Source organism: Musicola keenii (assembly GCF_014855505.1).
Taxonomy (GTDB): domain Bacteria; phylum Pseudomonadota; class Gammaproteobacteria; order Enterobacterales; family Enterobacteriaceae; genus Musicola; species Musicola paradisiaca.
The window spans coordinates 62,736-77,013 of sequence record NZ_JAAWVW010000005.1; the positions used below are offsets into that span (position 1 = coordinate 62,736).

At 54.6% G+C, this 14,278-nt stretch carries 15 protein-coding genes and 1 riboswitch; of the genes, 10 read left to right on the top strand and 5 right to left on the bottom strand.

The window, feature by feature from the left end; genetic code table 11:
• Window positions 1-148: 148 nt before the first annotated feature.
• Window positions 149-1,144, bottom strand: coding sequence for a GlxA family transcriptional regulator (locus HEP82_RS06740; RefSeq protein ID WP_192457386.1), 996 nt, complete (start codon window positions 1,142-1,144; stop codon window positions 149-151).
• A 170-nt stretch (window positions 1,145-1,314) separates the two neighbouring features.
• Between HEP82_RS06740 and HEP82_RS06745 the strand changes: the two genes are divergently transcribed.
• The 5 genes from HEP82_RS06745 (at window position 1,315) to HEP82_RS06765 (ending at window position 5,594) form a co-directional block, all read left to right on the top strand.
• Complete coding sequence (locus HEP82_RS06745) at window positions 1,315-2,091, top strand: alpha/beta hydrolase (protein ID WP_192457551.1); 777 nt, start codon at window positions 1,315-1,317, stop codon at window positions 2,089-2,091.
• 23 nt (window positions 2,092-2,114) lie between these two features.
• Window positions 2,115-2,738 (top strand): FMN-dependent NADH-azoreductase, encoded by a 624-nt coding sequence (locus HEP82_RS06750; protein ID WP_192457387.1) that lies wholly within the window; start codon window positions 2,115-2,117, stop codon window positions 2,736-2,738.
• A gap of 20 nt (window positions 2,739-2,758) precedes the next feature.
• A complete protein-coding gene (locus HEP82_RS06755) occupies window positions 2,759-3,067 on the top strand; it encodes a YciI family protein (protein ID WP_192457388.1) in 309 nt (102 codons plus the stop codon).
• A 657-nt stretch (window positions 3,068-3,724) separates the two neighbouring features.
• The gene (locus HEP82_RS06760) at window positions 3,725-4,498 is read left to right on the top strand and encodes a DUF3750 domain-containing protein (RefSeq protein WP_192457389.1); all 774 of its coding nucleotides are present in this window, start codon (window positions 3,725-3,727) and stop codon (window positions 4,496-4,498) included.
• 265 nt (window positions 4,499-4,763) lie between these two features.
• Window positions 4,764-5,594, top strand: a complete 831-nt coding sequence (locus tag HEP82_RS06765; RefSeq protein WP_192457390.1) for an oxidoreductase — start codon at window positions 4,764-4,766, stop codon at window positions 5,592-5,594.
• A 21-nt stretch (window positions 5,595-5,615) separates the two neighbouring features.
• On the opposite strand, the gene HEP82_RS06770 is transcribed toward HEP82_RS06765, so the two are convergent.
• On the bottom strand, window positions 5,616-5,972 hold the full coding sequence (locus HEP82_RS06770; RefSeq protein WP_192457391.1) for a hypothetical protein: 357 nt from the start codon (window positions 5,970-5,972) through the stop codon (window positions 5,616-5,618).
• Window positions 5,973-6,353: 381 nt separating this feature from the next.
• Here HEP82_RS06770 and HEP82_RS06775 point away from each other — a divergent pair, with 381 nt between their 5' ends.
• From HEP82_RS06775 to psiE, 5 genes are all read left to right on the top strand, one after another.
• Complete coding sequence (locus HEP82_RS06775; protein WP_192457392.1) at window positions 6,354-7,355, top strand: DUF2891 domain-containing protein; 1,002 nt, start codon at window positions 6,354-6,356, stop codon at window positions 7,353-7,355.
• Window positions 7,356-7,511: 156 nt separating this feature from the next.
• Window positions 7,512-7,904 (top strand): VOC family protein, encoded by a 393-nt coding sequence (locus HEP82_RS06780; RefSeq protein ID WP_192457552.1) that lies wholly within the window; start codon window positions 7,512-7,514, stop codon window positions 7,902-7,904.
• A gap of 160 nt (window positions 7,905-8,064) precedes the next feature.
• Window positions 8,065-8,163: riboswitch (TPP riboswitch) on the top strand.
• Between the two features lie 41 nt (window positions 8,164-8,204).
• Entirely contained in the window at window positions 8,205-8,993 is a 789-nt protein-coding gene (gene thiM / locus HEP82_RS06785; RefSeq protein WP_192457553.1) for a hydroxyethylthiazole kinase, read from the top strand.
• A complete protein-coding gene (thiD, locus tag HEP82_RS06790; RefSeq protein ID WP_015854393.1) occupies window positions 8,990-9,793 on the top strand; it encodes a bifunctional hydroxymethylpyrimidine kinase/phosphomethylpyrimidine kinase in 804 nt (267 codons plus the stop codon). Before thiM ends, thiD begins: the two co-directional genes overlap by 4 nt.
• Window positions 9,794-9,967: 174 nt before the next feature.
• A complete protein-coding gene (psiE, locus tag HEP82_RS06795) occupies window positions 9,968-10,375 on the top strand; it encodes a phosphate-starvation-inducible protein PsiE (protein WP_192457393.1) in 408 nt (135 codons plus the stop codon).
• A 421-nt stretch (window positions 10,376-10,796) separates the two neighbouring features.
• Here psiE and trhP read toward each other — a convergent pair whose 3' ends face one another.
• The 3 genes from trhP to baeR form a co-directional block, all read right to left on the bottom strand.
• Window positions 10,797-12,158: a prephenate-dependent tRNA uridine(34) hydroxylase TrhP gene (gene trhP, locus HEP82_RS06800; protein ID WP_192457394.1), complete on the bottom strand. Its 1,362-nt coding sequence runs from the start codon at window positions 12,156-12,158 to the stop codon at window positions 10,797-10,799.
• Between the two features lie 290 nt (window positions 12,159-12,448).
• Entirely contained in the window at window positions 12,449-13,411 is a 963-nt protein-coding gene (locus HEP82_RS06805) for a glutathione S-transferase family protein (protein WP_192457395.1), read from the bottom strand.
• Between the two features lie 118 nt (window positions 13,412-13,529).
• A complete protein-coding gene (baeR, locus tag HEP82_RS06810) occupies window positions 13,530-14,261 on the bottom strand; it encodes an envelope stress response regulator BaeR (protein WP_015854389.1) in 732 nt (243 codons plus the stop codon).
• Window positions 14,262-14,278 lie beyond the last annotated feature (17 nt).

Here is a 14,278-nt window from a genome sequence, read left to right on the forward strand (position 1 = left end):
ATCTGCCTGTCAGTAAAACGTGATCGCTTCATAGAAATCCCCCCTGCATTCAGGTTAGGCGAAAATTCTACTTATGCATGCACTGGTTTTTTGGGGGGGATGACCGCTGTCCCGACCCCGGTATCAAGTAGGGCAAGTTGCTACCGTCTCAGTTCCTTTGTGCGGCCCATTTTCGGTATTGGGTCGGTGTCATTCCCATCAATTGGGAAAAGGCGCGTCTGAAAGCCGTATCTTCACTGTAACCACACTCTTCTGCGACCTGTTTGATGCTGGCCGCCGGATTTTCAAGCAGCATGCACGCCGTTTCGATTCTGACGCGAGTAATAAAATTTTTAGGGCTTTCGTTCGTGAGCTCTTTCAGTTTTCGATGCAGTGTCCGGTCACTAAAATTAAGCGCGCTGGCCAAATCTTCCGCCGTCATTGATGGGTTCTGATACCGAATCAGATGTTCGGCACGCAGCAGTAGCGGATCGACAGTATTCATGAACCCCTGTGGGGCATAAATACGCTGAGACAGCGGCTGGCTATCGGCGACTGCGATGTCCGCCGCTAGTTTGGCGATGTCCGGGCCTGCGTTACGCCGGATAATGTGCAGGGCCAGCTCAACCCAGGACAACGGGCCGCCTGTCGTAATGACGCCATCCTGTTCTTCCAGCGCTTTGCCCCATACAGGTTTTGCCTTGGGATACTGTTGTTTAAAAATGTGGTAAAGCCACCATGTTGTGCTGCAAAACCGTCCATCCAGCAACCCAGCTTCCCCCAGAATAAAACTTCCTGCGCAGGCGCCGCCTATCAGTGAGCCACGCTGGAATTGCTCTTTGAGCCAGCGCGCCGATTCATTTACAGGCCCGGTCGCCATAGGCAGTTTATTGGGGCCGAGCACCATTCCCGTTGCCAGAACGATATCTGGCGTGCCGACTGTTTCAAATGAATGGTCTACATGGATGAGCCTTCCCTGCGCATCGGGTACCGGCTTGCCGTCGGCGCTGATAATCGATGTTTCAAAAGCGCGCTCGGCAGGTGGCGACTGATGCGCTTCGTCCAGCCGCGTTATCAGCGCTTGATTGACGATCCAAAATATATCGGCGAGCCCCGATATCGCTGACGACATACTGCCCGGCAGCGCCAGGATGGCGATACGCATGGTGTGTTCTCTCATTATGGAATGTTGGCGAATTTTGCATGAACAATGTCAACTTTGCCATCTTATCAGAGGCCGCCATGCAGGCTAAGCTTTCCTCACTCCCTCTTGTAGGAATAATCAGCGCGTTTGAAAAAACGGTGAATAGCAACCCCACTGTTAACGGTGAACTTATGATGGATTCTCGTATTAATTGGCTGAGTAATCTGATGATTGCAATAAGTTTGGTTTTTGTTATTACCGTTCAGAACATTGCGGAGGCGGCAAAAATTAAAAATATCGTTTTAGTGCATGGGGCATTTACGGATGGCTCCAGCTGGGCATCGGTGACGGCCAAATTGCAGAATATGGGATACCATGTTACCGCGGTTCAAAATCCATTGACGTCTTTAGCCGATGATGTCAGGGCGACAGAGCAGGTTTTGCAAAGACAACCAGGCGAGGTATTACTAGTCGGTCATTCATGGGCCGGTGCTGTAATTACCCGGGCGGGAAATTATCCCAACGTGCGCGGTATCGTTTATTTGTCGGCATTAGTTCCAGATAGTGGGGAATCTGTTGCTGATTTATTACAGCGCCTGAATGCGCCTATGGACAGTATGGTCCCGGATGCCCATGGGTTAATTTGGCTAGATAATCCAGAAAAATATCATGAAATAATGGCTGGGGACGTGCCGCTAAAAAAAGTGTTGGCATTAACCGCCGTGCAGCAGCCGATCGCGGCCAGCGCATTTGGCGAAAAAATTCAGCACGCTGCCTGGAAAGAAAAACCAACATGGTATTTGCTAACCCGTAATGACAAGGCATTAGATCCATCCGTGCAGAGAAGAATTTCCGACCAAATAGGGGCGAAAGTTATGTCAATTTCATCCAGTCATATGTCTCTCGTCTCTCATCCTGAAGATGTCGCGAGATTTATTGATAACGCAGCCAAGGCTATCAAGTTGTAAATCCTAACAGAGAGATTATTTTGATGAATATATTACATATAGACTCCAGTATTCTTGAAGATGATTCCGTCACACGACAAATTTCCGCTGAGGTGATTACCAGTCTGGTTGAAAAACATCCTGATGCGGCGGTGCATTATCGCGATGTGGTTAAAAATGAAATACGCCATCTCACGGGGGCCATCGCCGCCGGGTTTCGTCCAATAGCGTCAGCCTCGGCAGACAGTGACATGGTGCAAGAACACCAGCTTTCTGACCAACTGGTCTCAGAATTTCTGGCGAGTGACATCATTGTTATTGGTGCGCCAATGTACAATTTTTCGGTGCCCAGCCAGTTAAAATCATGGCTGGACAGGCTGGCTCAGGCCGGGAGAACCTTTAAATATACGGAAAAAGGGCCGATAGGTTTATCCAGCGGGCGAACCGTTATCGTTGTTTCCGCGCGCGGGGGTTTTTATGTTGTTCAGCCTATTGCCGATATGGATTTTCAGGAGCGATATCTCCAGGCTTTCTTCAAATTTCTGGGCATTACCAATATTCATTTCATTCGTGCGGAAGGCGCATCAAAAGGCGATGAAATAAAAAATCGTGAAATCAAAAATGCTAAATCATCTATCCATACTGTTATCGACGCTATTGCTGGCTAATTATTTTAAAGGTGGTCTTTATGTTACACGCAATTACACTTGAGTATACCAGCCCTAAATATGAGTTTGAAAAGCATATGGACGCGCATAAAAAGTGGCTGGCAGATAATATCCGAGGTGGCCATATCATTTTTGCCGGGCCGCTGGAGAATGGAACGGGAGGGTTTATTCTGGCTTCTGGTATCAATGCAGCTGAAATCGGCATGTTGCTATCTGACGATCCATTTGTGATTTTTAAATTGGTCAAGATAGATATAAAAACGATTGAGCCAGCGATTTGCTCTGGTAGTTTTTACTCAGAATGGGCGAGCGGTGCGACGTTCCTATAATATAACGTCGAAATATGAAAAATAAGTCGACTCATATCTATGATGAGAATGAGTTTAATGACAATCACTGTAGTGATATGTTGCGCATTTAAATATTATTAATAAGGGTATTTCTATGTGATGCGGTGACGTTTTTTATGTTGAATTTAGCGTAATACATTTGTTGATTGCATCAGAGTGTTATAACGAATTAGCCGCTCTATTTAACTTTGGATAAAGGGTTATGGTTAATTTAATGATGTTAACGGTGCCGAATGTTAATGTGGCGCCGGTTGTGATAGTCATCATTGATGGAAAGCATAACGGCTAATTTATTCTGTTGAATATCATTGACTCCAATGTTCGCCAGTCATATTTTTCTGGCGAACATTTTATTCTGGATATCACCGCAATTCGCTGAATGCAGTTTTTATCGTCGATGGTTCGGTTGGCGAAAATTTCATTCATTCAGAGCCAATCCTATTTCGGGCAATTCACTGGCCATGTTGGTTCTTGGCAGCGCTCGAAACCCTCACATACTCCGTATACGCTCCGGTTTACTCGCTGCGCGCGCGCGTTGACAGTACACTGGCTGAATGGCGGTTATCTGAACGGAATGCGGCATGATTACCCACATTCCTATCCTGTTTGCTCCTTTTCCACGGAGGTTATCTCTGGATGAACTACCTCAAGATGCTGGGCGTCGGTTTTATCAGCGTATTAATCCTGTCATTAGGGCAAAGCTTGGCACAGGCGACGCGCAATGACGAAAACCTTAAGGGGCAGAGTTGGCAGTCGGCGCGCCGCGATTCTGCCGGAGTGGCGCCGGATCCGGTCAAGAATGGCGATATCGCCATTGTGCAGGTGTATGCGGCGCCGACTTACGGCTGGCGTGGCCTGCTGGCTGTGCATCCCTGGATTATCTTCAAAAGGGCGGGGGAAACCCGCTATAGCCGCTATGAAGTGATCGGCTGGGGCGGGGATAACGTTGTCCGGCGCGACTACACCGTCCCTGATGGGTTTTGGTTCGGTTCGAAGCCGCGATTATTGGTGGAGCATCGTGGGGCGGGCGCGGAAACGATGATCCCGAAAATTGAGGCTGCGATCAAAAGCTACCCCTGGCCGCACACGTATCACGCCTGGCCTGGGCCGAACAGTAACACTTTTATGGCGCATATCGGCCGGGAAGTGCCGGCGTTGACGTTGGATATGCCGGCCAATGCGATTGGTAAAGATTTCCGCGCGATTACGCGCCCGGTGGGGTTATCGCCGTCGGGCAGCGGCGTGCAGGTATCGTTGCTGGGCGTAGTGGGCGTTACGTTGGGCGTGGAGGAGGGGGTTGAGGTCAATATCCTCGGCGCCAGTATGGGGATCGATCTGAACCCTCCGGCACTGCGTCTGCCCTTTATCGGCCGGCTGGGGTACGACAATGCGAAGCAGGATGAGGGGTAAGTCTGCGTATTGCAGCATCGACATCCGGCTTTTACTCATGCGACGAAGCCCGCTCTAATGGGGGCTGAGGTTGCTGAACAATACGCCATCCCGTCGCCGGTGGTACAGACGCCGGCCCCGAAGTTCAGGTGTCACGGACGGGAGCGAGACCGCACTTCGTCAGGTTTAGGCTGGCGCCGATCGCTGTTCATCTGGCGCACTTGGCTAGTTCACCGAGGGGCGTGGCCCTTTATGGTGAAGGCCTCTTCACTCGATGAGGTGTAACATGTTTACCAAAGGAAAAAAAACGGCGCTGGTCACTGGCGCGTCGTCAGGCATGGGCAAGGCCATAGCTCAGCGTCTGATAAAGGATGGCTACCAGGTTTATGTGGCGGCGCGTAGCGTGGACAAGATGGTCGATCTGGCCGCACTGGGTGCTCAACCTTTGCGCATGGACGTCTCCAGGGATGAGGAGATCGTCGCGGGCGTTGAGACCATCCTTTCCCTGACGGGGGGAGTGGACGTGCTGGTCAACAACGCAGGCTTCGGCTTATATGGGCCGATCGAAGAAATCAGCATCGACGAAGCGCGCTACCAGTTCGAGGTCAATCTCTTCGGCGCCGCCCGGCTCACGCAGCTGCTACTGCCCGCCATGCGGGCCAAAAATTCCGGACATATCGTCAATATCACCTCAATGGGCGGCAAGATGTACAGCATTCTGGGCGCCTGGTACCACGCGACCAAACATGCGCTGGAGGGATGGTCGGATTGCCTGCGCCTGGAAGTCGGTGAGTTCGGCATCAAGGTTGTGATCGTCGAACCCGGCGTGATCGAGACGGGGTTCGGTGATGCCGCCACGGACAGCATCGTCAAGCGCTCGGCCAGCGGCCCATATGGCCGGCTGGTGCAGATGGTGGCCAAGTCTATCAAAAGCACCTACGGGCATGGCACGGGTAGCGATCCGCGCGTGATCGCAAACGTGGTTTCCAGAGCGGTGTCCAGTAACAATCCTCGTACGCGCTATGCTGCCGGTAAGTTCGCAAAAATGCTGATCCGCATGCGCGTTTGGTTAGGCGACCGCATGTTCGACCGCATCATTCTGAGCCAGACCCGCTGATAGGCGCCGGCGATATTGCGACTAAAGGCCGCCATGTCGCGAATTGCCGGACTCTATGCGAACGATGCGCATTTTCTGCATCCAGTCACCTTGCATGATGACCTGCGTACCGTGGTCGATGAGAATATTGGCGCACATATCTTCGATTCGGGTGATATGGAAGAGATAAAACGCGAGTGTGCAATATCCCTGATATTGGGGGCTTCTGACGACCCGAAACATCGACTCGTCGAGATCAACAGTGGGTATAGTGTTACCGCTGTGTACCAGACCGTGCGGCGTCAGCGCGGTCTCGATGATTTGCGTCAGACCCCTGTTTTTGATGCTGTCCTTGAGGTTTTTTTGCAACGGATTCCAGTCATGAGTCACGCTGAGCATAGTTCTGCCTTTAACCAAACGGTTGAGTGAAGGGCAGCGTTATGAGCATCTCCTTATCGTCGCAATGTGTTGCAGCCTAATACCTGATTGGGCCTATGTATTGCGGCATATCAAAAGAGCCGGTTTTTGATCCGCAACGACCGGGCAGGTAGGGGCGCTGGCTTCCCTCCGTTTATGCAAAACTGCGGTTCGTCCTTCCGTTCAATATCTTCGGGTATGGCATTGCCATCCCCTGAAATTCATTGATTTTCCTGAAACGCATAAACCGATTGACGCATAGATCCGGTTGGGATAGTTGTGAGTCATATAATCTTAAAACATTACTTTTTATGGCGTTCGGGACGCACGGCGATGCGGCTACGGGCGTACTAAGGAACCGAGATGCAACTGACACCCCACCTGGCGGATGCGTTCGCCCGTATGCCGTTGACCTACCTACGGCAGGAATACCCCAACCACATTATGCACCTGATGAATAGCGATGCCGATGCGTTGCCGCCACGTGAGTTGCACCCGGTATTCTACGGCTGTTTCGACTGGCATTCCGCTGTGCATGGCTACTGGCTACTGCTGCGTAGTCTCCGTGAGTTTCCCGAACTGCCTTGTTACGACGACATTACCCGGCTGTTTGACGAGCATTTTACGCGGGATAACATGGCGCGTGAGGCGGCGTATTTTCAGGCGCCGATGCGTGCCCCTTTCGAACGGCCTTACGGCTATGGCTGGCTGTTGGCGTTGGCGGGAGAGCTCGCTCAATCGCGGCACCCTGCCGCGGCCAGTTGGTTGGATGCACTGCGGCCGTTGGTGCAGGATATCCGGCAGAGGTTGATCGACTATCTGGACAAACTGACCTACCCCATCCGGGTCGGCACTCACTTCAATACCGCTTTCGCGCTGAGCCTGTCGCTCGACTATGCACGCATTGTGGCGGACAGCGAACTGGAGACCGCCATTGCCCAGGCAGCCATGCGCTATTTTGTCGATGACATCGCTTATCCCGCGCATTATGAACCGGGCGGGGACGAATTTTTGTCCGGCGCCTTGACCGAAGGGTTATTGATGAGCCAGGTGCTGGGGGCGGCATTCCCTGCCTGGTTTGATGCATTTTTACCGACAATGTCTGTGTGCAATACGCTGCTTCATCCGGCACGGGTGAGTGATAGGGCCGATCCGAAAATTGCGCATCTGGATGGGTTAAACCTCAGCCGTGCCTGGTGTATGCGCCATATCGCAGAACAACTGCCGGCATCGGCCGCTTCGCGGTCGGTCTTGCTGGATGCCGCCGAACGGCATCTTCACGCCAGCGTTGGGCATGTGGTGGGAAGCCACTACAGCGGCGGACACTGGCTGGCGAGTTTCGCCATGTTGGCGCTGGTGCGCTGACCTTTACGGTTGCCCGACAGGGGGGCGCAATCATCCGTGGCGTTTTTCATGCCATTACGCAGTGTTCTCTTTGCCGATCACGATCAGGTTTCCCGTGAAACGGTGGGGGTATGGTGGCGTGATATCCTCCATAACAACCATCAGCAAGGAGACATCATGCTGGATCATCTGAGTATTCCGGTGACGGATATAACCCGTAGCCGACAGTTTTATGAGGCTGCGCTCAGGCCGTTGGGTTATCGCCTGATTAAGGATATGTCGTTCGCCGTCAGCTTCGCGGTGACGGACGGGTACGGGCAAGCCAGTGATCCGGGCGGCGAACTCTGGTTCTATCAGGCGGAGGCAGGAGCTTGCCCGGCGGTGCACTTTGCGTTCAGTACCGCATCGCGTGAGCGGGTCGATGCTTTCTTTGCCGCAGCTATCGCTGCGGGGGGCCGGGATAATGGGGCCCCGGGGCTGCGTCCGAACTATCACCCGAATTACTACGCGGCCTTTGTGTACGACCCTGATGGGTACAATATTGAGGCGGTGTATCACCGTGCACCCTGAAGTGACGGCATTCTGCCGACACCATGATTTAGCACGCGGGTGTGATGAGGTGCTATTGCGACTGCATTGATGGATGAGGCGGTGTGGCCGTTAATGGACTGACGCCTGGGATCAGGAAACCGTAGTGATTGATCTTTTCCCAAACGCTCTGAATAATACCGCTGTTGACTCGGGGTGCCCTTCTGAAAAGCGGGGCTGAGAAATACCCGTATTACCTGAACTGGATAATGCCAGCGTAGGGAAGTCACGGTATCCCGCCGGTTGCCGTCTTCTTCCACGCCGGTCGGGAGGTTTATGAAGATGCAAGCAACACCTTTCCCTGCCGCCTCTGTCGCGGATTCCCTCGCTTTGTTTCACCAGCGTTCTCCGTTGGTTCATTGTCTCACTAATGACGTGGTGCAAAGTTTTACCGCCAATGTTCTGCTCGCGTTGGGTGCCTCTCCTGCGATGGTGGTGGATCCGGGCGAAGCGGCGCAATTCAGCGCACTCGCTGATGCACTGCTGATCAATATTGGAACGCTAGAAACATCCCGTGCGGATGCCATGCTGGCGGCGATCGCCAGCGCGACACAGGCAGGCACGCCCTGGGTGCTGGATCCGGTTGCTGTCGGCGGGTTGACATATCGCACGGCATTTGCTCAGCAACTGCTCACGATGAAACCGACCGCCATTCGTGGCAACGCCTCGGAAATTCTGGTGCTGGCCGGGGAAGGTTCCGCCGGGCGCGGTGTCGACAGCGGCAACGATTCATGGTCCGCGCTTCCCGCTGCTCGCTCGCTGGCGCAACGTTGGTCGACCTGCGTCGCCGTCACCGGTGAGGTGGATTACGTCACCGATGGTCAGCGCGATTGGGCGGTGGGCGGTGGCGATCCGCTAATGACGCGAGTGGTGGGCACTGGCTGCGCGTTGTCGGCCGTGGTGGCTGGGTTCTGTGCACTGGAGGGGGATCGCCTGGCCCATGTGGCGGCGGCTTGTGCCATCATGTCGCGTTGCGGTGCGCGGGCCGCTCAGCAGGCGTCGGGGCCGGGCAGCTTTATTCCCGCGTTTCTGGATGCGCTGTATGCCGAACGCGGAGGGGTGAAGGTATGAAACGCATTAATGCATTAACCATCGCCGGTACCGATCCCAGCGGCGGCGCGGGGATTCAGGCTGATCTTAAAACGTTTTCCGCGTTGGGAGCTTATGGCACCAGCGTGATTACCGCATTAGTGGCGCAGAACACGCGCGGGGTGCAGTCGGTATACCGGATCGAACCGGCATTTGTCGCCGCACAACTGGATTCCGTGTTGAGCGATGTGCGTATTGATTGCGCCAAGATCGGCATGCTGGCACAGACGGACATCGTGGAGGCGGTGGCAGAACGATTGCAACGTTACCCGGTGCCGCATGTGGTGCTGGATACGGTGATGCTGGCGAAAAGCGGCGATCCGCTGCTGGCGCCAGAGGCGGTGGAGGCAGTGCGTCAACTGTTATTGCCGCGCGTGTCGTTGATTACCCCCAATCTGCCGGAAGCCGCGGCGTTGTTGCAGTGCGCGCCAGCGGTCGATGAGGCGGAAATGCGGCAACAGGGCGAGCGGTTGTTGGCGATGGGGTGCCAGGCTGTACTGATGAAAGGCGGGCATCTAAGCGACCGGGAAAGCCCGGACTGGTTGTTTACGACGCATTGTGCGCCGGTACGTTTCAGTACGCCGCGTGTCGTGACCCGTCACACTCACGGGACCGGCTGTACGCTATCCGCGGCGCTGGCGGCGTTGCGTCCGCGTCATGCCGACTGGCAGGAGACGTTGCCCGCCGCGAAAAATTACCTGCAGGGCGCGTTGGAGCAAGCGGATTCGTTGCAGGTCGGCGGAGGGATCGGCCCAGTGCACCATTTTTATCGTTGGTGGTGATTGGGCCTTAAGGGATAAGAAAATCAGATAAATAGCAAAAAATATTGCATAGACAGCTCGCCCGCTACCCGTTAATTTTGTGATCTGTGTCAGATTATTGTCAGCGTGGCGACATCTGCGGACAGTAGTCTGGCGGTCACGGTTGTGTCGATGAGTGGACTTAAGGAGGGGCTCATGGCGGGTTCAATACGTGCGGTAATGATTGCCCGAGGACTACAGACGATCCTCAATGTCGGGCTGCTGGCACTGGCGGTGATGCTGGTCATCTTCCTTGCCAAGGAGACTGCGCATCTGTCGACGGTACTGTTTGTCAGCAATGAGAAGGAATCTTCCTACATGCTGATCGAGAGCCTGGTGATCTATTTTTTATATTTCGAATTTATTGCATTGATTGTGAAGTATTTTTTGTCTGGATATCACTTTCCGCTACGCTATTTCATCTATATCGGTATTACCGCCATCATTCGGCTAATCATCGTCGATCACAAAAATCCGGTCGATACTCTGACCTATGCCGGCGCCATCCTGATTTTGGTGGTGACGCTCTATTTGGCCAACAGCCCGCGCCTGAAACGTGAATAAGCGACGGGCTGGTGTGTCATGTTGGTCAATTAACACCCGGCGTCGGCGGGGCGATGCCGGATGAGGCATCGCTCTAGAACACCACTCTGCGTTTCCGCCCCACAATCATGTTTAACAGCACGGGCATTACGACACACCACGGCTTGTTTAGGCCGGGGGTGCGTCCGGGCCGGCATTGGCGCAGCCGGTCGACGAGGGTGAACGTAAACCGCAGGTTGTACGAAAAAGGAGTTTAGAATCAAAAAGAAAAAGCCAGCCCAAGGGAGATTGGGCCGGCCAAGGAGGTGGTTCCTAGTAGTATAACTACGCTTGTTTTCGTTCTGTATTTTCTCAGCGCTGCAATAGTAACCAGTTGTCGCCGTCATTGATGTGATCGGATTCTAAAAATACGACAACTGGCCGCTATTGTGCTGTATTCCGCTTATTTCAGGTGAGGATTCCGGGTGTTGGTGCCCGGCAGGTTACGCAACAGCAGAGCGTAATCCAGCGCGATATCTTCCGGCACCGGCAAATAGACGGTATGCCCGTCGCCCGGTGCGACGTCAATCGCTTCCCCTTTGCGGTTTTGCATTAGCGTAATGGTGAACTGCACATTACCGCCGGGTGTCATCATTTCTACGCTGTCGCCGACTGAGAATTTGTTTTTGACCGCGACGGCCGCCAGCCCGTTCAGACGTTCGCCGGTGAACTCGCCGACAAACTGCTGACGGTCGGAAACCGAATAGCCGTAGTCGTAGTTTTGATAATCCTCATGGACATGGCGGCGCAGAAAGCCTTCGGTGTAGCCGCGGTGCGCCAGCCCTTCCAGCGTTTGCAGCAACGTAGGATCGAACGGTTTACCGGCGGCGGCGTCGTCAATGGCGCGGCGATAAACCTGCGCGGTGCGGGCGCAGTAGTAGAAGGATTTGGTGCGGCCTTCGATCTTCAGCGAATGCACCTGCATCTGAGTCAGGCGTTCGACATGCTGGATGGCGCGCAGATCGCGCGAGTTCATGATGTAGGTGCCATGTTCGTCTTCAAATGCGCTCATGTATTCGCCCGGACGCTGGCTCTCTTCCAGCATGAAGACCTTATCGGTCGGGGCGCCGATGCCCAGCGTTGGATCGACCTGGGTGACGGCGATAGGCTCATGGATGTGCACAATGTTGCCGACGTCGTCTTCCTTGCCTTCCTGCACCTTGTATTCCCAACGGCAGGCGTTGGTGCAGGTGCCCTGATTGGGGTCGCGTTTGTTGATGTAGCCGGACAGCAGGCAGCGGCCGGAATAGGCCATGCACAGCGCGCCATGGACGAACACTTCCAGTTCCATTTCCGGTACCTGGGTGCGAATTTCTTCGATTTCTTCCAGCGACAACTCGCGGGACAGGATCACGCGGCTCAGCCCCATCTGTTTCCAGAATTTAACGGTGGCCCAGTTGACGGCGTTGGCTTGAACAGAGAGGTGGATCGGCATCTGCGGGAAGTTTTCCCGTACCAGCATGATCAACCCCGGGTCGGACATGATCAGCGCATCCGGATTCATTTCCACGACCGGTTGCAGATCGCGCAGGAAGGTTTTCAGTTTGGCGTTGTGGGGCGCGATATTGACCACCACGTAGAATTTTTTCCCCAGCTCATGGGCTTCGGCGATCGCCTGAGCCAGCGTCTGGTGGTTGAACTCGTTATTGCGCACGCGCAGGCTGTAACGGGGCTGGCCGGCATAAATTGCGTCGGCGCCGTAGGCAAAGGCGTAACGCATATTTTTCAGGGTGCCGGCCGGAGACAGTAATTCCGGTTTAAACATGGTATCTCTCAATGTCTGATCGCAGGTCAGGCTGCTCCCGAACGGAAGCAGTAAAAGCGGGCGATTCTAACGCCAACGGCGGGAAAAATCAGTAGTTCACGGAGGAAAAGTACGGCTATCCGGCTATACCGGGCGGGTGTGACGCGAAGGATGAATGAAATTGCCGCCTGCAGGCGACGGTACCCGGTAGCCTGACGCTCGGGCGGAAAGACACGTCAGGATAGGGGGCGGTGGCCGGGCCGCCGCTTTATCCCAGGGTACCGGCATAAAGCGACGGGGCATCGAGCGGGTCAGCGGGAGCGAATGCCGGCGGAAGGGCCGACGTGATCACGCCGGTGAGGGCGGGTGAAGTCCACCGTCGGGCCTTTCGGTACGATCCCGGTAGGATTCAGCCAGCGGATGCCGTAGTAGCCAATCTTGATGTGCGACAGATTGACCGTGCTGCTGATGCCCGGCCACTGGTACAGTTCGCGCAGGTAGCCCGAGAGGTGCTGATAATCCTCCAGACGGCGGATATTGCATTTGAAGGCGCCGTGGTAGGCGGTATCGAAACGTACCAGGGTCACAAACAGGCGCCAGTCGGCCTCGGTCAGCGTATCGCCGGCCAGATAGCGGTGCGTCGCTAGGTGAGCTTCAACGGTATCCAGAGCGTCGAACAGTGCAGTGACGGCACCGTCGTAATGCTCTTGGGTTTTGGCAAAGCCGGTTTTGTACACGCCGTTGTTGATATTGTCGTAAATCAACGTGTTCCAGCGGTCGATTTCTGCTCGGAGTTCGGTGGGATAGAGATCCAGCCGGTTGCCGGTCAGCACATCGAACGCCTGATTGAGGATACGGATAATATCCGAGGATTCATTGTTAACGATGCGGCCAGTGTTGCGATCCCAGAGCACTGGCACAGAAACCTTGCCGGTGTAGTGGGCATCGCTGGCGGTGTAGAGCTGGTGCAGGTAACGCACCGGTTCGAGATGTTCCCCGACGTCTTGCGGGGTACGGAATTCCCAGCCTTGTTCGCCAATCGTGGGTTCAGCAACGGAGACGGCGACGATGGATTCCAGCCCCTTCAACGCGCGGAAAATCAGTGTTCGCGACGCCCAGGGACAGAGGTAGGAAACAAAAAGCTGATAACGCCCGGCTTCCGGGACTAATGCCGTCTCCCGGAATCGGGTCTCCTGGCGGTGAAACGCACCGTTTTTGATCTCCTCCGCCGCGACATCGCCATCCACCCATTTTCCATTTACCAAACCCGACATGTTCGACCTCGTTACTGTGATAGTTGCCCGTCGACTATGTTAGCGAGCGGGGCTGGGCAGTCCTATCGTAAATTTTTAACGAAGTTGAACAGTTTCTTTGACGCCATCACGGATAGGATTACACCTCCTGACTGGCGGCCGCTTCCCAGCGGTAGCCGATACCATAGACGGTGCGGATAAACGACGTTTCCTGATCGAACTGCTCCAGTTTGCGACGCAGGTTCTTGATGTGACTGTCGATGGTGCGATCGGTGACGACGCGATAATCGTCGTACAGATTGTCCAGCAACTGTTCGCGGGAAAATACCCGATTAGGCTCGGCGGAGAGAATTCTCAGTAACCGGAATTCGGCGGGCGTTAAATCGAGATTGCGGCCCAGATAGCTGGCCTGATAACGATATTGGTCGATCAATAACGCAGGGCGATCGGTGACGGCAGTAGGTTCCGATTGCCAGTGGCAGCGGCGCAACAGGGTTTTGACTCTGGCCACCACTTCGCGCGGGCTGTAGGGTTTGCAGATATAGTCGTCAGCGCCTATCTCCAGCCCCAACAGGCGATCGATCTCTTCCGTCCGTGCCGTGACCATGATGATGGGCACATTGGAGAAACCGCGTATTGCCTGACACAAAGACAGCCCATCGCGGCCAGGCAGCATCAGATCCAGCAGCACCAGGCGGCAAGGATGCGCCCTGACCCAGGGCTCGACATCATTACCCTGGGTCAACCAGTGTGTTGCATAGCCGGATGCCTGTAGGTAATCCACCAGCAACTGGCCAAGTTTGGGTTCATCTTCCACGATCAGTACCGGCAATGTGTCATCGGTGGCTGGAGCGGCGGATGTCGCAGTCATTACGATACCTCTTGTAT